The following is a 21,407-nucleotide window of genomic DNA, read 5'->3' on the forward strand; positions in this document are numbered from 1 at the left end:
GAAAGCCGGACGGATACAGCCAGCTCTCCGGCCCTCCGCCCGCCCCTCCGCCCCGTCAGAGGACGGTCTTTGCTGGCAGGTTTTGCCGTGAGGGGGCGATAAGGGGCTGGGCGGGGCATCACCCCGCCCTTCATGGCAGTGTGGTTACACGCCCGTCTTCGGGGGCACCGGGGGCGGCACCGGCGGCCTCGACGGCATGAAGCCCTCATAACAGATGCAATACATCATCGTCAGCACCGGCTGGCTGTTATCATGGCTCGTCGGGGTGCCCACCTGACAGTATCCCACGGTATCCGGATGCAGGGCCACATCCGGTGCCTTCTCCAGCTTCAGATACCGTCTGACCCGCCGGGATACGGTGGTATTCCCCGTGGTCTTTGTATAGACAGGAATCCCAAGCCAGTTCCCCTGCGGCGTATTAACCGCATTAACATCTTCCCCGATCTTGCCGTTGAGGTCATGCCGATGCGGTGGCAGATGCTTTACTTCCAGAGGAACCGCCCGCGTCCCCTTCTTTTCCCCCAACCCTAATTTAAGGCCATGCTTGGGGCTTGCCCCCAATCCGACCGCCACGCAGTTCCGCAGGTCGGGGACAGCGAAGGTCAGAGCTTTATCGTCCCCCCCATAGGTCGTTCCAATCACAGCGTGCAGATAAGAGTAGTTTTGCACACGGTAAGTCCTGCCATCGCACAGCAACCACCCCGGCGGGACGTAATTAAAGGCCATGGCCCGGATTTCACCGATCAATGCATCGGCCATTGCGACCTCCTCCAGACTGACAGTCAGGGCGTTTTCAGCAGACGCGGATACCGGTTTTGCCGCTGAAAATGCTCATTCTCTTTGAAAAAACAGAGAATTTCCCTCGATTGACCGGCATCCGCTCAACCGGAAACTTCTGTAGACCGACCGGACTTACTCACCGGACTTACTGAGGGGCCGGATACATCCCCCTGAGGGCGATGATGTAGCGCAGCCCGATGCTGGGCATGATGTTCGAATGGGCTTCGCCGGAGCCGACAGGGTCCATCACGGCCGCCGCCATCACCTCCACCGGCTTAGTCGCCACGATGTCAGCTTTGCCATAGAGGCCGACCGCCCCGCCGGAGATAGCGGCCATGTTGGCCAGAACCACCGCCCGGCTTTTGCCCGTCTCGGGTCCTTCCATCGTTCCTTCCACGTTTTCCACCGCAAACGGGTGGGAGTGCGGCGGCATCTCCTCCTGCGTCAGGGCCACCACATCCTCTCCGCCGACATCCCCGACAGTCCGCAGTGTCAGGCTGGGTCCTGCCCCGCAACTGACCACCACCCGGCCCCGCAGATCCGGCAGATTGAATTTCGTTACCCCGTCGCCACCAAAGGTGTTCTTCAGCAAGGCGTGCAAAGCATCGTTGCCCCGGACCGGCAGTTCCGCCCCATCACACTCCGCCCACCCGACCGGCACAAACGGCCCGGCGAACAGACGGATTTCGCCGAGAAACACCGTCATATCATCAATATCGCTCATGCTCTCACTCACGCGTACCTCCTTCAGTCCGATTATCCGCGCCGCCGGGGCGCCTTGAACATCACCCGCCGCCCGGATCACCGGCGGCCGGGGGCGGCTCAGACCCGCGACGGGAAGTCTCCAACCACGCAGATGCAGTATTGAAGCACCAGAAACGGCTGCATGTTGTTGTGCGCCGTGCCCTGCCCGGCCACGGAGACGGTGGCGGGGTGGAGAGCGGCGACGGCGGTAAACCCATCCGGGGCCTCGGCATAGACCTTGACCGGATCCGGGAACTCCGCCGGGCTGACCGGTACCGCTTTCGCAAATCCGGCATCGCCCATCTTGACCTCCTTCGCATCGGCGCTGCTGGCACCGGCCTGATGCCGGTGGATCGGCGTGTTGCTCAGCGTCAGTTCCACTTTCTCCTGACCGAAGGCATGTCCGGGGCTGCCGGGATCAGGGCTGCCGGTTGTGCCGGGGGAATTCGCCCCGTAAATCGCCCGGCCGCGTAGGTCCGGCACCGTGAACGTTCCGTCCCTGGCGGGGCCATAGGTGTCCCTGATCAGGGCAAACAGGGCGGGATACTTGCGGAGCTCAACCGTCCGCCCGTCACAGGGCAGCCAGCCATACGGAATCCACGGTAACGGGAACAGGCGGATCTCGCCGATGTAGGTTTCATCCGTACCCATAAGTCCTCCTCGTGCAGATCCGGCCCCCGGTCCGCACTCTTAAAAAAACCGGAACGGTCCTCTGACCCGCCACAGCGGATGGGCCTGCCCTATAGACAGACTGAAGAGGTCCCTGCGGCCTCAACCGGAAGGGGCTGTGTGTGGGGGGGGTGTGCATATATGCGGGAAGAGAGGGCGGCAGGCAGCGCCCGCCCCGGTCAGGAGCCGTTCTTCACAAAGCCGGGCACGGATTCCATCGTCGAACTCGTCTTCCGGGTCATCTCCACCGAGACATCGTGAATCACCGGGGGCCGCCACAGACGGCTCCCCGGGATGATTTCCGGGCGGGCGGGAGCATCGTAACGGTCTGAAGTCTCTGTCAACATCACGGTTACCCTTTTTGACATCACCCTCACGCATACGCCTGACTGCGGCCCTATCTGCCCGATAGGGATGTTTGCCTTACAGTCACGCTGTACCGTGAGCCGGTGAATGCGCCCCCCTGTTTTCAGGAGAACACGCTTAAAGAGCACCTTCCCAACTGCCACACGCAAAGTCCTACCACTAAATCGGTACCAAAACAACCAATAACGGGAATATGACCCCACAACACAACTGACTCATTGCCCCCCGGAGAGCGCCTTGGTAGCATCCGGGACATGGAGACCCCTTGGCGACCCCGGAATGATGACTGACTGCCCATGCGGCTGATCTGCGGCCTTCTGCATCTGGATGGTGCCCCCGCTGACCCGGCGGCCCTGACCCGGATGACGGCGGCCCTGACCGCCCCCGGCCAGACCCCGGTGATCACCCGCCGGTGCGACGGGCCACTGGGGCTGGCGGTGCTGGACTTCGGCACCTTAAAACCCGGCGGGCAGGCCTTGCCCGCCATCACCGGGAACAGCGGCGGCGACCGGCTGGCCGCCGACCTGCGGGCTGATCATCCGCTGCCGTCTGCCCCGGCGTTTCTGGCCCGGCTGCGCGACTGGGGCGACAGCACGCCGGACCGGCTGGACGGCGATTACGCACTGGCCCACTGGGATGCCGCCCACCACACCCTGCGGTGCAGCCGCGACATCATGGGGGTGCGGCCGCTGTGCTGGACCCATCAGCCCGGCCGGCTGTTCGCCTTTGCCTCGCTGCCCCGTGCTCTGGTGCAGGGTGGTCTGGTGAAGGGGGGTCTGGTGGGTGGGGGGCTGGCAGAGGCCACTCCTGATCCGGTGGCACTGGGGATGATGATCCTGCGCAGCTACCCCGACCGCCAGCGCACCGCGTGGCAGGGAATCCACTGGCTGCCCCCCGGCCACAGCCTGACGGTCCGCCCCGGGGCGGACGGCATCCGCCTGCACCGGGCGTGGCAGCCCGACCCCGGCCAGACCGGCCTGTGGTCCGGCAGCCGGGACCGCGCCGCCGCCACCCTGCGCGACCTGCTGCAACAGGCGGTGGCCTGCCGCCTGCCGCCCGCCGGTGCGGTGGCCACCCACCTCAGCGGCGGGCTGGATTCCTCCGCCATCACCCTGCTCGCCGCCCGCCTGACCGGGCCGGAAGCCGCCCCCCCACTGCGGGCTCTGGCGCTGCGCCCGGCCCCGGGATCGGAAGGCCGCCATGACGAGCAGCCCTTTATTGATGCGGTTCTGGCGCAGGCCCCGGCGCTGGACTGGCAGCCGGTTCCCCCGCCCGATCCGCTGGCCTTCTTCGCCGCCAACGGCTTCGGCAGCAGCCCCGACCTGCCGCTGGAACCCGGCTTTCTGGTGGATGAAGGCAACCTGTTTGCCGCCGCCGGGGCCCCGCTGCTGCTGTCCGGGGCCGGGGGTGATGAAGGGGCGACCTTCAACGGGCTGGCCATGCATGCCGCCCTGCTGCGACAGGGCCAGTGGAAAACGGTGGCGCGGGATCTGCCGCAGTGGGCGCGGGCGGAAGGCCTTGCCCTGCCCCGGGCGGTGTGGCACCGCCTGATCCGCCCGCTGCTGCCGGACCGGCCGCGCCACTCCGGCGGCACCATCCCCGGTCAGGACCGCCTCGGCCACGGTGCCGCCGGGCTGGCCCTGCTGCACCCCGATCTGGCGGCACAGGTGCGGGACGCCCTGCCCGCCCCGACCCCGCTGACCTGCCGCGCCGCCGACCGGGTGGCGATCCTGACCCGGGGCTACCTGGCCGGACGGCTGACCCGCTGGGCGCTGCTGGCCGCCCCGCATGGGGTGGCGGTCAGCTATCCGCTGCTGGACCGGCGGGTGATCGATTTCGCGCTGTCACTGCCCCCGGCGTATCTGATTGATCAGGGCTACAGCCGCCAGCCGTTCCGCACGGCGATGACCGGCATTCTGCCCGACAGCGTGCGGCTGCGGCGCGACAAACACAGCCCGCTGCCCGACGTGCTGCGCAGCCTGTGCAGCCTGAAAGCAGCGCTGCTGGAACAGGCCCACAGCCTGCGCCAGCACCCCCGGGTGCAGGGCCATCTGCGGCTGGACGTGGCCGCCGCCGCCGTCTCCGCCCTGCCCGACCCCGGCCCGGCCGCCGACGCCGCCTTTCAGGCCCTGCGCAGCGGCGGTGCCCTGCCGCCGGAAGCCGCCCCGGCCTTACAGGCCGTGCGCGCCATACAGGCCGCCCGTCTGCTGGCCGGGGCCTGACGGGGTTAGAGACGGGGTTAAAACAGAGAACCGCCCGCCGGGCAGAGTACTTTGACGATGAATTGATTGAGACCAAAAATGGTAACACCGTCACGCCATCAACCATTAAGCCTCCCCTTATTGTCCACCGCCTCGGCTCTGCTGGCAGCAGCGGTGGGGGCGTCCTATGCTTATGTGGATTTGTCGCTGAACCGTATGGGAGTCTCAGCCAGCGCCATCGGACTCAACGCGTCCATGCCGGCACTGGCGTGGTTATTGGCGACACCGTTGATGCCTTGGGCGTTGCGGCGCTTCAATCCCAAAGCATTGCTGCCAGGGCTGTTAGCGGTCGCCATCCTTGCAATCCTGTGTTTCCCGGCCCTGCCCGATGCAGATGTATGGATGGCGTTGCGTTTCCTGTTCGGCGGCGGCACCGGCATGGTGTTCCGGCTGGTGGAATACTGGATCAACGCTGGCTCGCCCGAAAACCGGCGGGCCCGTAATGTGGGCATCTACGCGACCACCTTCGCTGTCGGGATCATGACCGGCGCAACAGTCACTCCCCTGATTGGAACAGAAGGCTGGCCACCCGTCCTCATGATGGCAATACTGGCTTTGGCGGCAGGGCTGGTGTTCGCCTTCCTTCACGGTGGCCCACCCCCCATTAAAGAGCCGCCCCCCATGGGGCACCGGGGGCTTTTTCGCGGCGCGGCACGCCTGCCCCTGCTCGGCGTGCTGCTCTTCGGCCTGTTCGAGGCTGCGCCTTACACCATGATGCCGGTTTATGCCGTGCGATCGGGGCTGGAAGAGCATTGGGCCGCTTGGTGTGTCTCGGCAACCTTTGCCGGCCTTATCCTCATGGCGATCCCCATTGGCATACTGGCCGACCGTTTCGGCAAGGTCAGGGTTCTGGTCAGCTCCGCAGTCATCGCCCTGATCATCCCTGCGCTCATTCCCTCCGCGATGCAGTCCCCTGAAGTATTGCTCCTCACCATGCTGGTATGGGGCGGTTCTGCCGGGTCCTTCTACAATCTCACGCTGGCGATGCTGGCCGATCATTTCAAAGGTGCCGGGCTGGCTACCGCCAACGCCAGCTTCGGCACCCTTTACGCCGTGGGTAGTCTGTGCGGCCCCATCCTGCACGGCCTTTCCATGGACAGCTGGAACCCGCAGGGGTTGATGATCAGCACCGCCGCTCTTTTCGCTCTTTTCCTGTGCGTTTCCTTTTGGCAATCTGTGACTGCACGGGGGGCCATATGCACAATCGAGACAGATCCTTCGCCCGATTGATACAGAGCGCGGCCGAAGATTTCCGGCAGGCGACGGACAGGCACGACCTGTGGAAAAAACTGAACCGGCACCTGAAGCCTTTCGGCATCACCGGAAACATATATGGTACCGAAACGATATCAACCCCCAGGGAGGAATTGCCTGTCCTTCTGAACAGCATCGTTTCGGAATGGCTGGACGCCAAATTAGGATCAGGACTGTTTTATTGTGACGAATTCGTCCGCGCAGCCCGCTGCGAGACCACCCCGGCGTTGTGGGGCGATGTCTCGCGACTGCACTCCGAACACTTTACCCCCGCAGCCAAAGCCTCCCTCGACCTTGACTTCGATTACGGCATCATCACCGGCGTGACTATCCCCATGCGGTTTGCCGGTGGCCTGGGGATATCCTCCGCCGGCTGCCATGCAGCAGACATGTCGTGGCCCGAATTCGACCGCATCTGGATGGAGCACGGTGACAGCATCACCGCCATCATCAATGCTTTTGACATCGCCTTGCGTCGCGACCATCTGGGGGAACTTTTTTCTCTGGATACAGAGGAACGCGAATGCCTGCTGTGGCTGGCGACGGGCCTGAGGCAAAAGCAGATCGCCCACCGCCTTGGCCTGACTCCACGAAAGATGGAAACCCGGATAGAGGCCGTTCAGACCAAGCTGAAAGCGGTCACTCCCGCTCAAGCCATGGCCACCGCCCTGATCTTTGGACTGATCGACCCCTGACCGGTCCGGTTTTTACACATTCCCGCTGACCTGCGGCAGCCATCGGTGCGGGGGAATTCCCCCAATTTCTATTTTCGGAAGTGCACGCTATTTTTTTCGGGCTTTTCAACCCGAAGAATTGTCTATGCCCCAGTCTCCCGTCCAAAACCTATCCCCCAGAGAACGGCAATGCCTGACCCTCCTTGCCAAAGGCAAGCGGCTGAAGGGTATCGCCGAGGATTTGGGCATCACGGTCAAAACCGTGGACAAGCAGGTTCTGTCGGCCCGCGACAAGCTGGGGGCAGCCACCACCGAGCAGGCGATCGCCATTGCCATCCGCAACAATCTGCTGACCGAGGGCAACAGCTGATGCCACAGCCCCCCCCGGCCCGATCTATGGCAATCGCCCCTCTCCGCTCCTCACGCCAAGGAATTCGCCATCATGCGTAGCTTCAACCGTTTCCTGCTGGCCGGAACCTCGAATCTGGCGATTCTCATGATGGCAAGTGGGGCTTGGGCTGCCTGTGAAGGTGGAAGCGGCTCACAGGAGGGTGCTTTCTGGAATGCAAAGGGTGTGTGCTCGGTCAAAACCAGCGGTGGCGACATCAATCAGTCCGTCAGTGCCAATAATCCGCAAGGCACACCAATTCAACTTATCAGCTCGGGCCAAGGCGGCAGTCTTATCCTGAACGTCGGGGCTGGGTCTGGCATCGTGGTTGACAAGGAGATCAAGAACGGTCCTCCCCCGACAGCCGTCCTGTCGGTTGTGCGGGCGGGCGACATGGTTAGCGGCATTTCCCAAGTCAACAACAGTGGTGTAATTGCCATTAATAGCGGCTCAAGCTCCGGTTTATTTTTCAATCAGAATATTGATCTGACCATAAACAATGGAACAACCGTCGATGGGAACGGTGCCACCATTAACCATAGCAGTGATGATGCCATTCGGATGAATGGCTATGGCTATGCTACAGACGAAAATCTCGCATCTGATAGCGGTATCAATAAGAATGATCAGAGCAAGTGGACCAATCACAGTCGGTCAAACCTTACCATCAACAACGGATCTGCGAATTCTACCGGTTATATCACCAGCAACTCCGACACAATCAGCACTGGTAATGTTTCTGGTAACATCAGCATAAACAATACCCAAGGCGAGATCCGCGGTGTCTCTGCCCTGCTGTTAAATACAACGGGAGACATCCGCGTTATCAATGGAGACGGAATACGGGTTGGTAAAATTATAGGAGATGCAATCGTCGGAGACACATCGTCTGTTTGGTCCGCTATCGTCATTGGCGACAGTTATGAGGATGATGAAGACTTCAAACAGTCTGTTAGCGTACTCTCTCCTAAAAAAATGACTATTGTTAACAACAAGAACAGCATCATCAAAACAGCGCGCGGAGCTGAGTCTGTTATTTTGGTACGCTCCCCCTTACAGGGAAACGAGAACGTAATCACCAATTATGGTGAGATTTCGTCAGCCTCAAATGGGCTGTCTATCGACGGCAGCACCCGATCGACGGGGGGCGAGCTGCACGTAGTGAATTACGGCAGCATCATTGGCGGCATCAAATTAGGCATCGCCTCAAATGGCAACGATTCTGTCTATCTGGAAAAAGACAGCACTCTGACGGGCAGCGTATATGCCAAGCAATCCGGTGCAGGTAACGTCGTCATTGGCAGCGCAGGTGCGGGCACCGTCACCCTGAATGGCAATCTTGGTAAACAGGGCGCTCCCCTGCATGCGATCAGCATTCTCAATGGCTCGACCTTAGCCCTCTCAGGGAACTCTCAGCTTCATTACAATAACCTGATCACCACCGGGGACGTGACATATGACATGGGAACCCATCGCCTCGGATGGGTATATTACCCAACTGGAAATAGCTATACGGGTAAGATTGGCGGAAACGTCAGCCTGAGGACGACGATCAACACCACGACCGGGCAACATGGCTACATGGTATTCACCCGGGGTGCTGGCCCAAAAACTGAAACAACCTATATGGATGGCGGTGCCCCCACCATTTTCCCGGTTGTTGTCGGCTCGGTGAATAGCGGATCGAAGTATGTCATCATCCAGGACACCGATGGCCGCATCGCGAAGTCCTTGCCGGACGTGGTCAACGGTGCCGGTTATCGCTGGACCGTCAGCCAAGTGACCGGATCAGGCCAGACCGACACCGACGATATCTCCTACGGATCCGGCACCACCAACATCATCATCACCGCCGAGAACGCCAACGCCGCCGGTTCGGCGACCGGTGTCAACGGCACGCGGGTCCAGACGCTGGCGACCTATTCCGGCAGTGACCCCGGGTTGCAGGCGTTGTCGCAGGCCGTCAACAACCTGACATCGGATGCCGACATCAGGAAGGCCGGTGCCCAGTTGCGCCCAGAGACCACCGGCAACACCGCCCAGGCATCCATGGGGGCCGTCACTCAGGCCCTGTCCACCATTCAGGGGCGCACTGACGCCGTGCGCGTGGCATCGTCTGAAACCGGCACCGGCGTGTCATCGGGGGAAACGCTGAAGGGTCTGGGGGTGTGGGGCCAGGGCTTCGGCTCCACCGCCAGTCAGAAAGAACGTAACGACGTGTGGGGCTACGACGCCGACACCTACGGTCTGGCCTTCGGCACTGATTTCAAGGTGATCGATCCCCTGCGGGCCGGTCTGTCCTTCGCCTACGCCAAAACCGCCGTGGACTCCACCGGCGTCCGCTCCGGAAGCGGGCAGGATATCGACTCCTACATCACCAGCCTGTACGGCACCTATTCGGGCAAGGGCTGGTACGTGGACGGGACCCTGACCTACGGCATCCACAAATACGATGCCAAGCGGCACGTCGCCATCCCCGGTGCCCCAACCCAAACCCTGAACGCCGATTATTCCGGCCAGCAATACGGTGCCAAGGCGGAAGTGGGCGCGCCTCTGGCCGTCGGCCCCGCCGTAATCACCCCCCTGGCCTCGCTGGCCTACAACAATCTGAAACAGGACAGTTACAGAGAAACCGGCGATGCGGCGGCGCTGGAGGTCGGCTCCTCCTCCACAGACTCCATCCGCTCCGGTCTGGGTGCAAAAGTCTCTGCCAAGGTCGCCACCATCGGCAACTGGGAAATCAGCCCCAACGGCCGGGCGGTCTGGTATCACGAGTTCAACCAGTCCAGCCCGGAGCAGACATCATCCTACGCCGCCGGTGGGGCCAGCTTCACCACCCCCGGCACCGACATTGCCACCGAGCATTTCAACATCAGTCTCGGCCTTGATGTCGCCAGTGTCCGCAACACCACCTTCAGCGCAAGGTACGACGCCGATCTGGCCGACAAATACATCAGCCACTCCGCCTCTCTGCAAATGCGGACTGAGTTCTGAGCATGAAAAAACTCCTTATCAAGGAATACACCATCATGCGTAGCTTTAACCGTTTCCTGCTGGCCGGAACCTCATATCTGGCGTTTATCGTGATTGGAACCGGAGTGGCATGGGCAGGTGATACCTCACCCAAGATAATTAGTAATTACGGATACAACACCAATCGTGACCCTGGTTCGCTTCTGTTACCGACGCAGGCTTTGACTGCCGCGACCAACATCTCCATCGACACCAATCTGACCGCCCCGGCTGGACTAAGAGCAATCACGATTGCTCCAAACCTAACCGATGACAGATCGGGGGATGTGAATGTGACGGTGCAGTCAGGAAACACCGTAACCGGTGGCCAAAATAGCCAAAAAGCGATTTCTATCGGAGCAGCTTGCCAAGCACAGCCTTGCAGTGGTCAGGCCGTAAATACGACCATTAACGTTAATTCCGGTGCTTCTGTGGTTGGCGGGAATGGGGTCAGCAGCGAAGGTAACACTGCCGGTCGAGGGATAGTTATTGAAGACCACATCTCTGGTAAAACGACGATAAATAACTCCGGAACAATATCTGGCGGAGTTGGAGGGGAAACTTATGCCGGTGGCGCTGCGGTTGACAGCTACTCCTCGGGAACTTTGATGATTAATAACTCTGGCACCATAACCGGTGGTGCCAAGGGTACGACTGCGATTACACTTCCCCCGCGAGCTTTAACTTTTGACGGATCTCAACGTTTCATTACCCTGAATAATAATGATGGCACTATTAACGGTGATATCTGGACATCATCTCATGGCGATCAATTGAATTTCTATGGCGGCACACTGAATGGTAGCATTCAAGGAAAAGGTACCTCCAATGGGCAAATGAACGGCTCCGGTGCCGATGTTTATTTCCGATCTGGCTCCACGACAGTGAACGGTGATATCGGTAAACCGTTCCAAAACATCTCAGAATTCGGAAACACCGCGTATGTGGGCCCTGTGCGATCTTTATATCTGACCAACGGTGCCACATTGAAGTTTGATCAGAATTCCGACATTCATGCCGTCGTCTTCGACTTCGTCAATGGCGGTACCCTCGACCTTGGCACGTCGCGAGTCCGCTTTTATGACTACGAATTCATCGATATCGACGAAACCAACAGCGGAACAATGCATTTTAAAACCACCATTGACGCCAAATCAAGAAAGCACGGCTACTGGACGTTCAAACAAGTCGGTGGTGAACGCGACTATTATGGTTTCAACCATGGCATGACATCGGTGATCGTGCCAACTGTCCTAGGAACTGTCCAAACTGGCTCTAATTACATTATTATTCAAGATGCCGATGGTCGAACCTTGGTTAATACGCCCAGTGTTGTAAATGGCGCAGGCTATATCTGGACTGTCAGTAATGTCCGCTGCAACGGGGGCGCTTATAATATTACCGATGGCGTGTCGTGTACGGGCCAGACCGACACCGACGGTATCTCCTATGGATCCGGCTACACCAACATCATCATCACCGCCACAAATCAGAATGCCGCCGGTTCGGCGACCGGTGTCAACGGCACGCGGGTCCAGACACTGGCGACCTATTCCGGCAGTGACCCCGGGTTGCAGGCGTTGTCGCAGGCCGTCAACAACCTGACATCGGATGCCGACATCAGGAAGGCCGGTGCCCAGTTGCGCCCAGAGACCACCGGCAACACCGCCCAGGCATCCATGGGGGCCGTCACTCAGGCCCTGTCCACCATTCAGGGGCGCACTGACGCCGTGCGCGTGGCATCGTCTGAGACCGGCACCGGCGTGTCATCGGGGGAAACGCTGAAGGGTCTGGGGGTGTGGGGCCAGGGCTTCGGCTCCACCGCCAGTCAGAAAGAACGTAACGACGTGTGGGGCTACGACGCCGACACCTACGGTCTGGCCTTCGGCACTGATTTCAAGGTGATCGATCCCCTGCGGGCCGGTCTGTCCTTCGCCTACGCCAAAACCGCCGTGGACTCCACCGGCGTCCGCTCCGGAAGCGGGCAGGATATCGACTCCTACATCACCAGCCTGTACGGCACCTATTCGGGCAAGGGCTGGTACGTAGACGGGACCCTGACCTACGGCATCCACAAATACGATGCCAAGCGGCACGTCGCCATCCCCGGTGCCCCCACCCAAACCCTGAACGCCGATTATTCCGGCCAGCAATACGGTGCCAAGGCGGAAGTGGGCGCGCCTCTGGCCGTCGGCCCCGCCGTAATCATCCCGCTGGCCTCGCTGGCCTACAACAATCTGAAGCAGGACAGCTACAGAGAAACCGGCGATGCGGCGGCGCTGGAGGTCAGCTCCTCCTCCACAGACTCCATCCGCTCCGGTCTGGGTGCAAAAGTCTCTGCCAAGGTCGCCACCATCGGCAACTGGGAAATCAGCCCCAACGGTCGGGCGGTCTGGTATCACGAGTTCAACCAGTCCAGCCCGGAGCAGACATCATCCTACGCCGCCGGTGGGGCCAGCTTCACCACCCCCGGCACCGACATTGCCACCGAGCATTTCAACATCAGTCTCGGCCTTGATGTCGCCAGTGTCCGCAACACCACCTTCAGCGCAAGGTACGACGCCGATCTGGCCGACAAATACATCAGCCACTCCGCCTCTCTGCAAATGCGGACTGAGTTCTGAGCATGAAAAAACTCCTTCTCAGCCTGCTGGCTCTGCCATTCCTTTTCAGTTGTTCCGCCATCGACCGTGATGCCAATGCCGACGCCTTGGCAAAACCGGCACGGATGAGCCGCATGCTGCTGAAGACCGATCCGTTTTTATTGACCACTTTTGTGCGTATCACCGACCGGTCTCAACCCGTTACCATCTATATTGAAGGCGACGGTCTGGCCTGGGCGTCCCGTACCGAGGTTTCCCGCGATCCCACGCCCAAGGATGCCCAAGGGCTGGCACTGGCTGCCCTTGATCCAGCCGCCAACGTGGTTTATCTGGCCCGCCCCTGCCAGTATACTGACCGCTCGAAAAATCCATCCTGCGCCCCCGCCTACTGGACCGGAAAACGCTTCGCCCCCGAGGTGATCACCGCCATGGGCCGGGCAGTCGATCAGGTGGCGGCTCAGGTGCCGGGACAAAAGATCAACCTTGTCGGCTATTCCGGTGGCGGTGCTGTCGCCGTTCTGGTGGCTTCCCGCCGTCAGGACGTGGCCAGCATCCGCACGGTGGCGGGAAATCTTGACCATGCTGAGGTCAACCGGCTTGCCGGGGTATCGCAACTGACCGGCTCGCTCAACGCCATTGATGTGGCGGCTCAGGTGGCCAAGATCCCGCAAATTCATTACAGCGGCGTGAATGACCGCATCGTTCCCCCATCGATCTCGCAACGTTTCACCCAAGCCACCGGCTCTGCCTGCGTGCGTTCAGTGTCGGTGCCCGGTGCCGACCACGAAAACGGCTGGATCAATCGCTGGCGGGAACTGCTGAACACCCGGCCGACCTGCGGCTGAAGGCCGTACACAGGAAAATCGATCCCTGTAAACCCTGTAAACATCGGCGGCAGTACAAGGCTGCACAGAACTGGCAGCCCCGCCCTTGAAATTTCCGCATCTGCCCCCGGATCAGGAAACCATCGCTCCGGTGATTCCGGAGATAGTCTTTGCCCCTACCGCACATACCGGATATGCGGCCTGCCGGTCTGCGGGTCCGGGTCCACGGTGGCCTGCACGCTGAACACCCCGTGCAGCAGTGCCGGGGTCAGCACCTGTGCCGGGGGGCCATCGGCGACGATATGGCCGTGGTGCAGCACCAGCAGGCGGTCGCAGAACATCGCCGCGTGGTTCAGGTCGTGCAGCGACAGTACGCTGGTGATGCCCAGCCCGGAAATCAGCCGTAGCAGCCCGATCTGGTGCTGGATATCCAGATGATTGGTCGGTTCATCGAGGATCAGTTCGCGCGGGGTCTGCGCCAGTGCCCGGGCGATCTGCGCCCGCTGCTTTTCGCCGCCGGAGAGGCTGTGCCAGCCATCGCCGCGCTTGGCGGTCATCCCGGCGCGGTCAAGGGCGGCGTCCACCGCCTGCGCGTCGGCGGCGGTCCAGCCTGCCAGCGGGCGGCGGTGCGGAAACCGGCCCAGCCGGACCACATCCTCCACCCGCAGGTTGGCGGTGGTTCCGGCGTGCTGCTCGACAAAGGCCACCCGCCGGGCGATGTCGCGGCGCGGCAGGCGGCGCAGGTCGGTGCCCTCCAGCAGCACCCGCCCGCCCGCCGGGGTCTTCAGCCCGGCCAGCAGCCGCAGCAGCGAGGTCTTGCCCGATCCGTTCGGCCCCAGCAGCCCCAGCATTTCGCCGGGCTGTACGGAAAAGGTCAGTTCGTGCAGCACGGTCTTCCGCCCGATGCCCCACGTCAGCGTCTCTGCCTGAAAGCTCATGATGCGCGCTGCACCCGATAGAGAATAAGGGAAAACACCGGCACCCCGACCAGTGCCGTCACCACGCCGACCGGCAAAATCTGCTGCGGCACCAGCACCCGCGAGGCCACATCGGCCAGCACCATAAACAGCGCCCCGGCCACGGCGCAACCGGGCAGCAGCCGCCCGTGCAGCGGCCCGACGGCAAAGCGCACCGCATGGGGCACCACCAGCCCGACAAAGCCGATCGACCCGACCATGCTGACAATGGCGGCGGTCATCAGCGCGGTGATGGCGAACAGCACCATCCGCGCCCGCCCGGTGTTGACGCCCAGCGCCGCCGCCGCCTCATCACCGAAAGAAAAGGCATCGAGAATGCGGGCATACAGCAGGCAGCCGAGCAGCCCGAGGCCGACCGCCGCCGTCACCAGCCACACTTCCGGCCAGCGCACCCCGCCGAAACTGCCGAGCAGCCAGAACATTACATCCCGCGCCTGCTGCGCATTGGCCGAGGTGGTGACGATGTAGGATGTGGCGGCGTTAAACAGCTGCGACGCCGCCACCCCGGCCAGAATGGTGCGGTCGGCCCCGCTGCGGGTGCCGTTGGACAGCAGGGCGACAAAGGCGAAGGCGGCAAACGCCCCGGCAAAGGCCCCGGCAGACAGCGAGACAGCAGACAGGCCCGCCCCGAAGCTGACGCCAAGGATCACCACCGCCACCGCCCCGGTGGAGGCCCCGGCGGAAATGCCCAGCACATAGGGCTCCGCCAGCGGATTGCGCAGCAGCGACTGCATCACCGCGCCGGACAGCGCCAGCCCGGCCCCGCAGCCCGCCGCCACCAGCGACCTGCTGAGGCGGTAATCCCAGATCACCGTCTCGTGGATGCGGTTCAGCGGTTCGGCGGTCCAGCCCAGCGCATTGGTGAGGGCGTAGAAGGTGGTGGACAGCGGGATCCGCAGGTCCCCCACCCCCACATTCAGGCCGATCGCCAGCAGCAGCAGAACCACCCCGGCCAGCAGGAAGCCCCCGGCTGCCAGACCAGTTCCGGTTCCGGCAGCGTTCCTCACTTCAGCAGGCCCTTTTCTTTCAGCTGCTTCGCCACCTGTTCCGCCCCGTACAGGGTGCGCAGGGTCGGGTTCATCGCCTGCCCGTCCATCACCACAATCGCCTTGTTGACCACGGCGGGCATCTGGCTGACCGCCGGATCGGACATCAGGAAGCGGATCTTGGCATCCGGGCGGTCCAGTTCCCAGCGGTTGCGGTCAAGGGCGGCCACCACAATCACATCCGGGTTGGCGGCGATAATGCCTTCCCACCCCAGCGTCGGCCATTCGGCATCGGTGGTGATGGCGTTGGTGCCCCCCAGCAGGGCGGCAATGGTGCCCGATGCGCCGTTGCGTCCGCCCAGATAGGCGTCGGCGGTCGGTGACGGGCTGGAGAACCAGAACAGGTATTTCAGCGGGGTGCCGGTGGTCTGGCGCAGGGCGCGCACGGCGGCCTCCCGCGCCTTCAGGTCGGCGATCAGGGCCTGCCCGCGCTCGGCCACGTCGAAGATGCGGGCCAGCTCGTCAATTTCGCGGTACAGCAGTTCCGGGCTCCACAGGGTGTCGCGCTTGCCGTAAACGTCCTTGGTCCCGGCGGTGGAGAGGCAGGTGGACGGCGACAGATAGGCCGGCACCCCGACCCTCTCAAAGTCCTCGCGCTTCGCCACCTTGCTGCCCGGCCCCAGCAGGCTGGGCAGGGCGGCGGCGACAAAGTCCGGCTCCTCCGCCAGCAGGCTTTCAAAGGTCGGGAACTCGACCGTCAGCAGCTTCACCCGCGCGTTGTCCTTCGCCAGCTCCGGCAGCACCGCACTGGGCCAGAAGGCGGTGGCCACCATCCGGTCCTTCAGGCCCAGCATCAGCAGGATTTCCGCACTGTTCTGCCCCAGCCCGATCGCCCGTTGCGGCGCCTTGGGGATGGTGACGGTGGCCCCGCAGTTTTCCAGCGTCAGCGGGTAGCTGGTGGGGGCGGCAACGGCGGAGGAAAACGCAGCGGCCACGCACAGCGCAGCGGCGGCAACAGCGGCAGAAACCGGACGGAGCATCGGGGGAGTCCTGACGGTGCAGAGGGGGGAGGATGAGAATGAAAACGATTACGCCCCCTGATACCTGCAACTGCGTCTGATTACAAGCCGCAACACCGCAGGGATCCTCGACTTTTGCAGAGTCAAATGATCCATCCGGAGGATACCGCCGGGTGCACAACCCCGGTACAGTATTGCCAGAAGCAAAGCAGAACCGCCCGCCCCGTCGTCCCGCGACGGTGTTGAAAGGCCGGTCAAAGAAACGTCTTCCAAAGAGGGTCCCGTCCATGTTTTTCCGCCGCACCGAACCCGCCGCCCCCGCCATCCGCGAAACTGCCCCGCTGCTGCCCCCGGCCACCGCGCCGGAGCCGCAGGCCACGGCAGGTGCGGCCCCCGCAGGTGTCGCCCCGGTGGTGGTGGTGCGCACCGATGCGGCGCTGACCGGCCTGAGCGGTGATGTGTTCCGCCCCGGTGGCCAGACCGCGCCGCTGGCGGTGGCCATCATTTCCCCGCATGTGGATTTTGCCGCCGTCACCGCCGCCCTGAAAAAGCTGGCCGGACCGACCCCGGTGATCGCCCTGTCCTCCGCCGGGGAACTGTGCGGCAATGCCGCCAACGGTGCGGCGACGGACCCGCTGTACTGCCCGGCCACCGGCACCTGGTCCGGCGTGGTGGTGCAGGTGTTCGGCCCCGGGCTGATCGCCGGGGTCAGCATTCATGCCATTGATCTCGGGCGCGGCGGCATCGCGCGGGAAGAGCGCGTCGCCCGGCTGGCCGACGCCCTGAAGGCGGTCAGCCCGCCGTTCCCGATCCGCCCCGCCGATACCGTGGCCCTGACCTTCATCGACGGCCTCGCCTCCGCCGATCATTACTTCATGGAGGCCGCCTATACCTCCGGCCGCTTCCCCTGCCTGTTCATCGGCGGGCTGGCCGGGGGCAAGCTGGATTTCCAGAACACCTGGCTGTTTGACGGCCAGCGCGTGGTACAGAACCACGCGGTGGTGGCCTTCCTGCGCATTCACCCGTCCAAGCGCTATGGCGTGCTGAAAAGCCAGAACTACGAAAAAACACCCACCTCCTTCGTCATCATTCAGGCCGACCCGGAACACCGCACCGCCTCCGCCGTGCTGGACCCCGCCACCGGCGAGGTGATCACCATGGTCGATGCCCTGTGCCGCGCCCTGAAGACCACCCCCGGTGACATTGAAAAGAAACTGGCCGGATACGCCTTCGGCATCGAAATCGACGGCGAGATGTTCGTGCGCTCCGTCGCCACGCTGGATGCCGCCAGCGGCGTCGTCACCTTCTATTGCGACATCAACGCCGGGGACCAGCTGTTCCTGCTGAAGGCCACCGACTTTGCCGCCCAGACCCGCAAGGATCTGGCCGCCTTCCTGAAAGGGCGCGGCCAGCCGGTGGCGGCCCTGCTGAACGACTGCATCCTGCGCCGCCTGAAGAACGAACCGGCCCTGAAAGACCTGAACGGCCTGTGGACCTGCCCGACCGCCGGGTATTCCGCCTTCGGCGAGCTGTTCGGCATCTCGATCAATGAATCGCTGTCGGCGCTGGTGTTCTTCGAGGCGACGGCGGAGTTCAGCGACCCGTTCGTGGAAACCTTCGCCATCCACTACGGGCGGTATCAGAACTACTTCAGCAAAAGCCAGCTCCGCCGCGCCCAGCTGATGAACAGCATGCGCAAGGACCTGATCGGGCGGCTGGTGGACCAGCTGGCGGTGACGCGGGAAATGGAAGGCGTGGCCGCCCGCACCGGCGACATCCGCCACGCCATGGACGACGTGCGCACCACCCTGACCGCCGGACGCCGCCAGATGGGCGACGGCCACGGCGGCGACGGCGATGCCGCCGCCCTGACCCGGGAATTCGGCACGCTGGGACAGGCGACATCGGACCTGCGGACCATCGTTTCGGTGATTGACGGCATCACCAGCCAGACCAACCTGCTGGCCCTGAACGCCACCATCGAGGCCGCCCGCGCCGGGGAGGCCGGAAAAGGCTTCGCCGTGGTGGCGAACGAGGTGAAAAATCTGGCCGCCAACACCAAGCAGACGCTGGGCCGCACCCAGCAGGCCATCAACGGCATGGAAGCGTCGCTGGATACGCTGGGCAGCATCATCGACACCATCCGCAGCCGCTTTTCCACCGAGGAAGCGCTGTACCAGCAGACGGTGGACCAGATCGAGGCGGTGTTCTCCGGCTCCGGCGTGCTGGATACCACGCTGTCGGAACTGGCCGCCCTGGCCGAACGCCAGCAGCAGGCGATGCAGCGCATCAACCGCGACCTCGATACCCTGAAGAAACTGGACTGAGGGGGACTCCCGGATAAACAGGCGGGGGAATTCTCCCGTCCTGTTTTCCCGGCCCCGTTTCCCCAAGCCCTGCGGCTTCAGCGCTGAGGGACCCCGGAAACACCAAAGCCCCGCACGGGGCGGGGCTTTGGCAGAGCTGCACACCGGCTTGTTATCGCCCCGGCACAGCTGCCCTTGCGGGTCTTGAGCGCGGATGACAAAGCAGAGCCGCTAACCCTTTCTACATACTCCCCGGCAGGGCTTTTGTCAACGAACCCAGCCCCAGACTGGACAACAGACAGCCCCGGATCTTCCGCAGATCCTCCTCCGACACCTGCTGTTGCAGATACTGACGCCTGCCGTTGATGCGGGGCAGCCGGAACAGGTCCAGCCGGTCAAAGCTGGCGGAAAACACCATGTCCGCCTTTACCCAATGTGGGCCGGTATCCCATGGCGACGGCAAGGGCGGGTCAGGCATAATCTCCACCTGCCACGGCACGTTCGGCATCGGCTCCTGCGTGCTGATTGGTACAACGGTACACAACCCCTTCCGCAACTGAATTGGCGGGCTGATGACCACGGCGGGGCGGCGCTTCACCATCTCCGGGGGCAGAAAACCTGTGGTGAAATCACAGAGAACCAGCGTTCCAAGTTTCGGATGGTACTGAATTGGCATCGGATTTCAGCCTGTCTCTTTGACCGTAACCACCCTGCGGAGGTCTCCGAAAATACTTATACGGGATGTCACCGGATCACCATCCCGAATAGATGTATTCAGCCTCCTTGGCCGCTCCGGCTCCTGCCTCTATGTTGCCCCATAAAACCAACGGACGGAAACAGGTGGTCATGACAGACCTGACGCTGGAATTTACGGCGGTGTTGTGGGCCTCCGCCGGGCCGGGGGCGTGGTATTTCCTCACCCTGCCCGCCGACAGTGCGGCGCAGATCCGGTTTTTCCGCCAGCGCCACCCTGGGTTCGGCACCCTCCGCGTCACCGCCACCCTCGGCGGCAGCCGCTGGGCGACTTCCCTGTTTCCGGATAAGGCTTCCGGCTCCTTCTTCCTGCCGGTGAAGGCAGATGTGCGGCGGCGGGAAGGGCTGCACCCCGGGATCGAGGCCACCGTATCGCTGACCCTCAGCCTGTAGGCCCTGCCCCTGTGTGTGGAGCGGAGCCGGTTTTGCCGAAAAAGCGGTAAGGACGTCATCCCCAAAGCCGCCATTCTCTGCTAAAGCAGCGGGGACCCCTTTCCCGCCTCCCCCGCAGGACTCCCCGTGCCATGACCTCCCCGTCCGCCTCCGCTGCCCCCACCCAGATGCTGTGGCCGCTGTTTTTCGTGCTGCTGTGGAGCACCGGCTTCATCGGGGCCCGCTTCGGCCTGCCCTATGCACCGCCACTGACCTTTCTGGCGATCCGCTACGCGCTGGTGGTGGCGCTGATGCTGCCGGTCGCCGTGCTGACCCGCGCCGCCTGGCCGAAAACCCCGGCGGCGATGGCCCATGTCGCCGTCTCCGGGCTGCTGATGCACGGGGTGTATCTCGGCGGAGTGTTTACCGCCATCGGCCTCGGCCTGCCGTCGGGCATCACCGCGCTGGTGGTGGGGATGCAGCCGCTGCTGACCGCTCTGTGCGCCGGGGCCCTGCTGGGCGAACGGGTGCGCCCGACCCAGTGGCTGGGCCTGCTGCTCGGCTTTGTCGGCGTGGTGCTGGTGGTGCAGTCCAAGCTCCGCGCCGTGCCGCTGGATCAGGCCATCGGCATGATGGTGCCCGCCCTGATCGCGCTGGCGGGCATCACCGCCGGAACCCTGTACCAGAAGCGCTTCTGCCCGTCGTTTGACCTGCGCACCGGCGCGGTGGTGCAGTTCATCCCCTGCCTGATCGCCACCGCCGCCGTCGCCGCCACCACCGAACCGCTGACGGTACAGTGGACCGGAGACTTCCTGTTCGCGCTCGGCTGGCTGGTGCTGGTGCTGTCGCTGGGGGCCGTGACCCTGCTGAACCTGCTGATCCGCCGCGGCGGCGCGGTCAATGTCGCCAGCCTGTTCTACCTGACCCCGGCCTCCACCGCGCTGCTGGCATGGGCCCTGTTCGGCGAAACCCTCAGCCCGCTGGCCCTGACCGGCATGGCCATCGCCGCCTGCGGCGTCTGGCTGGCGCGGCGGTAAGGCGGGGCGCTTGATCGGCGGGCGGCTTCGCACTACCATTAACAGCTATCCGCCCTACCCCGGCCTTCGCCGGGGCCATAAGAGAACACCAGCAATGTCCACGGCCTGCACCGTCCTCAGTACAGTCAACGCCCCCTATGGCGCGGATCTGTCTGCCGAACAGCTTGCCAGCAGCCTCTGCGATATCGCGGCGGCGCAGGCGGTTCTCGGGCCGGTGTTTGCGTTTTTCTCCGAAGTGGACCCGGCCCTTCAGCGGGCCTTTATCGCCGAAATGGGCCTGCCGGATCACACGGTGCGGCAGGTTGCACAGCACATACAGGCCTCCTGCCCGTTTCCGCTCGCCCTTGCCGCCTGAACGCAGGCAACGGCGGTTCCACCGGAG

Annotated in this window: 19 protein-coding genes; 11 read left to right on the forward strand and 8 right to left on the reverse strand. The window is 63.1% G+C overall.

Features of this window, described 5'->3' with window-relative positions; all coding sequences use genetic code 11:
* Positions 1 to 144 precede the first annotated feature (144 nt).
* The 4 genes from FHS48_RS08285 to FHS48_RS08300 all read right to left on the reverse strand — a co-directional run bounded on the left by FHS48_RS08285 (position 145) and on the right by FHS48_RS08300 (position 2,540).
* Positions 145 to 759 (reverse strand): phage tail protein, encoded by a 615-nt coding sequence (locus FHS48_RS08285; RefSeq protein WP_184263096.1) that lies wholly within the window; start codon positions 757 to 759, stop codon positions 145 to 147.
* A gap of 166 nt (positions 760 to 925) precedes the next feature.
* Entirely contained in the window at positions 926 to 1,516 is a 591-nt protein-coding gene (locus FHS48_RS08290; RefSeq protein ID WP_184263097.1) for a phage tail protein, read from the reverse strand.
* 86 nt (positions 1,517 to 1,602) lie between these two features.
* On the reverse strand, positions 1,603 to 2,175 hold the full coding sequence (locus FHS48_RS08295) for a phage tail protein (protein WP_184263098.1): 573 nt from the start codon (positions 2,173 to 2,175) through the stop codon (positions 1,603 to 1,605).
* A gap of 197 nt (positions 2,176 to 2,372) precedes the next feature.
* Positions 2,373 to 2,540 (reverse strand): hypothetical protein, encoded by a 168-nt coding sequence (locus FHS48_RS08300; protein ID WP_184263099.1) that lies wholly within the window; start codon positions 2,538 to 2,540, stop codon positions 2,373 to 2,375.
* 315 nt (positions 2,541 to 2,855) lie between these two features.
* On the opposite strand from FHS48_RS08300, the gene FHS48_RS08305 reads away from it, so the two are divergent.
* The 7 genes from FHS48_RS08305 to FHS48_RS08335 all read left to right on the forward strand — a co-directional run bounded on the left by FHS48_RS08305 (position 2,856) and on the right by FHS48_RS08335 (position 13,596).
* Positions 2,856 to 4,781: an asparagine synthase-related protein gene (locus FHS48_RS08305; protein WP_184263100.1), complete on the forward strand. Its 1,926-nt coding sequence runs from the start codon at positions 2,856 to 2,858 to the stop codon at positions 4,779 to 4,781.
* A gap of 78 nt (positions 4,782 to 4,859) precedes the next feature.
* Positions 4,860 to 6,050 (forward strand): MFS transporter, encoded by a 1,191-nt coding sequence (locus FHS48_RS08310; RefSeq protein ID WP_184263101.1) that lies wholly within the window; start codon positions 4,860 to 4,862, stop codon positions 6,048 to 6,050.
* Positions 6,017 to 6,769: a helix-turn-helix transcriptional regulator gene (locus tag FHS48_RS08315; RefSeq protein ID WP_184263102.1), complete on the forward strand. Its 753-nt coding sequence runs from the start codon at positions 6,017 to 6,019 to the stop codon at positions 6,767 to 6,769. Before FHS48_RS08310 ends, FHS48_RS08315 begins: the two co-directional genes overlap by 34 nt.
* Positions 6,770 to 6,893: 124 nt before the next feature.
* Entirely contained in the window at positions 6,894 to 7,118 is a 225-nt protein-coding gene (locus FHS48_RS08320; RefSeq protein WP_184263103.1) for a response regulator transcription factor, read from the forward strand.
* A gap of 72 nt (positions 7,119 to 7,190) precedes the next feature.
* The gene (locus FHS48_RS08325) at positions 7,191 to 10,130 is read left to right on the forward strand and encodes an autotransporter family protein (RefSeq protein WP_184263104.1); all 2,940 of its coding nucleotides are present in this window, start codon (positions 7,191 to 7,193) and stop codon (positions 10,128 to 10,130) included.
* A gap of 2 nt (positions 10,131 to 10,132) precedes the next feature.
* Positions 10,133 to 12,772, forward strand: a complete 2,640-nt coding sequence (locus tag FHS48_RS08330; protein ID WP_184263105.1) for an autotransporter family protein — start codon at positions 10,133 to 10,135, stop codon at positions 12,770 to 12,772.
* A gap of 2 nt (positions 12,773 to 12,774) precedes the next feature.
* Positions 12,775 to 13,596 (forward strand): alpha/beta hydrolase family protein, encoded by an 822-nt coding sequence (locus FHS48_RS08335; protein WP_184263106.1) that lies wholly within the window; start codon positions 12,775 to 12,777, stop codon positions 13,594 to 13,596.
* A 155-nt stretch (positions 13,597 to 13,751) separates the two neighbouring features.
* Here the strand turns inward: FHS48_RS08335 and FHS48_RS08340 are convergent, their stop codons facing one another.
* Genes FHS48_RS08340 through FHS48_RS08350 form a run of 3 tightly spaced genes read right to left on the reverse strand, consistent with a single transcriptional unit; the run spans position 13,752 to position 16,578 of the window.
* On the reverse strand, positions 13,752 to 14,513 hold the full coding sequence (locus tag FHS48_RS08340) for an ABC transporter ATP-binding protein (protein ID WP_184263107.1): 762 nt from the start codon (positions 14,511 to 14,513) through the stop codon (positions 13,752 to 13,754).
* Positions 14,510 to 15,559 (reverse strand): FecCD family ABC transporter permease, encoded by a 1,050-nt coding sequence (locus FHS48_RS08345; RefSeq protein WP_184263108.1) that lies wholly within the window; start codon positions 15,557 to 15,559, stop codon positions 14,510 to 14,512. The genes FHS48_RS08340 and FHS48_RS08345 overlap by 4 nt, the downstream gene beginning before the upstream one ends.
* Positions 15,556 to 16,578, reverse strand: coding sequence for an ABC transporter substrate-binding protein (locus tag FHS48_RS08350; protein WP_184263109.1), 1,023 nt, complete (start codon positions 16,576 to 16,578; stop codon positions 15,556 to 15,558). Before FHS48_RS08350 ends, FHS48_RS08345 begins: the two co-directional genes overlap by 4 nt.
* A gap of 266 nt (positions 16,579 to 16,844) precedes the next feature.
* Here FHS48_RS08350 and FHS48_RS08355 point away from each other — a divergent pair, with 266 nt between their 5' ends.
* Positions 16,845 to 18,884: a methyl-accepting chemotaxis protein gene (locus FHS48_RS08355; protein ID WP_184263110.1), complete on the forward strand. Its 2,040-nt coding sequence runs from the start codon at positions 16,845 to 16,847 to the stop codon at positions 18,882 to 18,884.
* 220 nt (positions 18,885 to 19,104) lie between these two features.
* Here the strand turns inward: FHS48_RS08355 and FHS48_RS08360 are convergent, their stop codons facing one another.
* Positions 19,105 to 19,539 carry a type II toxin-antitoxin system PemK/MazF family toxin gene (locus tag FHS48_RS08360; RefSeq protein ID WP_184263111.1) on the reverse strand — a complete coding sequence of 145 codons (435 nt, stop codon included), beginning with the start codon at positions 19,537 to 19,539 and terminating at the stop codon, positions 19,105 to 19,107.
* 170 nt (positions 19,540 to 19,709) lie between these two features.
* Between FHS48_RS08360 and FHS48_RS08365 the strand changes: the two genes are divergently transcribed.
* The 3 genes from FHS48_RS08365 (at position 19,710) to FHS48_RS08375 (ending at position 21,380) form a co-directional block, all read left to right on the forward strand.
* Positions 19,710 to 20,009, forward strand: coding sequence for a DUF1905 domain-containing protein (locus tag FHS48_RS08365; protein ID WP_184263112.1), 300 nt, complete (start codon positions 19,710 to 19,712; stop codon positions 20,007 to 20,009).
* A 131-nt stretch (positions 20,010 to 20,140) separates the two neighbouring features.
* On the forward strand, positions 20,141 to 21,025 hold the full coding sequence (locus FHS48_RS08370; protein WP_184263113.1) for a DMT family transporter: 885 nt from the start codon (positions 20,141 to 20,143) through the stop codon (positions 21,023 to 21,025).
* Positions 21,026 to 21,119: 94 nt separating this feature from the next.
* Complete coding sequence (locus FHS48_RS08375; RefSeq protein WP_184263114.1) at positions 21,120 to 21,380, forward strand: hypothetical protein; 261 nt, start codon at positions 21,120 to 21,122, stop codon at positions 21,378 to 21,380.
* The last annotated feature ends 27 nt before the right edge of the window (positions 21,381 to 21,407 follow it).

It is taken from the genome of Novispirillum itersonii, from assembly GCF_014205675.1.
GTDB lineage: Bacteria > Pseudomonadota > Alphaproteobacteria > Rhodospirillales > Rhodospirillaceae > Novispirillum > Novispirillum itersonii_A.

Excerpts from the sequence above, each read along its gene's own strand:
- FHS48_RS08285 (WP_184263096.1), bottom strand. The coding sequence starts at position 759 with ATGGCCGATGCATTGATCGGTGAAATCCGGGCCATGGCCTTTAATTAC.
- FHS48_RS08295 (WP_184263098.1), bottom strand. The coding sequence starts at position 2,175 with ATGGGTACGGATGAAACCTACATCGGCGAGATCCGCCTGTTCCCGTTA.
- FHS48_RS08300 (WP_184263099.1), bottom strand. The coding sequence starts at position 2,540 with ATGTTGACAGAGACTTCAGACCGTTACGATGCTCCCGCCCGCCCGGAA.
- FHS48_RS08305 (WP_184263100.1), top strand. The coding sequence starts at position 2,856 with ATGCGGCTGATCTGCGGCCTTCTGCATCTGGATGGTGCCCCCGCTGAC.
- FHS48_RS08310 (WP_184263101.1), top strand. The coding sequence starts at position 4,860 with ATGGTAACACCGTCACGCCATCAACCATTAAGCCTCCCCTTATTGTCC.
- FHS48_RS08315 (WP_184263102.1), top strand. The coding sequence starts at position 6,017 with ATGCACAATCGAGACAGATCCTTCGCCCGATTGATACAGAGCGCGGCC.
- FHS48_RS08320 (WP_184263103.1), top strand. The coding sequence starts at position 6,894 with ATGCCCCAGTCTCCCGTCCAAAACCTATCCCCCAGAGAACGGCAATGC.
- FHS48_RS08325 (WP_184263104.1), top strand. The coding sequence starts at position 7,191 with ATGCGTAGCTTCAACCGTTTCCTGCTGGCCGGAACCTCGAATCTGGCG.
- FHS48_RS08330 (WP_184263105.1), top strand. The coding sequence starts at position 10,133 with ATGAAAAAACTCCTTATCAAGGAATACACCATCATGCGTAGCTTTAAC.
- FHS48_RS08335 (WP_184263106.1), top strand. The coding sequence starts at position 12,775 with ATGAAAAAACTCCTTCTCAGCCTGCTGGCTCTGCCATTCCTTTTCAGT.
- FHS48_RS08340 (WP_184263107.1), bottom strand. The coding sequence starts at position 14,513 with ATGAGCTTTCAGGCAGAGACGCTGACGTGGGGCATCGGGCGGAAGACC.
- FHS48_RS08350 (WP_184263109.1), bottom strand. The coding sequence starts at position 16,578 with ATGCTCCGTCCGGTTTCTGCCGCTGTTGCCGCCGCTGCGCTGTGCGTG.
- FHS48_RS08355 (WP_184263110.1), top strand. The coding sequence starts at position 16,845 with ATGTTTTTCCGCCGCACCGAACCCGCCGCCCCCGCCATCCGCGAAACT.
- FHS48_RS08360 (WP_184263111.1), bottom strand. The coding sequence starts at position 19,539 with ATGCCAATTCAGTACCATCCGAAACTTGGAACGCTGGTTCTCTGTGAT.
- FHS48_RS08365 (WP_184263112.1), top strand. The coding sequence starts at position 19,710 with ATGACAGACCTGACGCTGGAATTTACGGCGGTGTTGTGGGCCTCCGCC.
- FHS48_RS08370 (WP_184263113.1), top strand. The coding sequence starts at position 20,141 with ATGACCTCCCCGTCCGCCTCCGCTGCCCCCACCCAGATGCTGTGGCCG.
- FHS48_RS08375 (WP_184263114.1), top strand. The coding sequence starts at position 21,120 with ATGTCCACGGCCTGCACCGTCCTCAGTACAGTCAACGCCCCCTATGGC.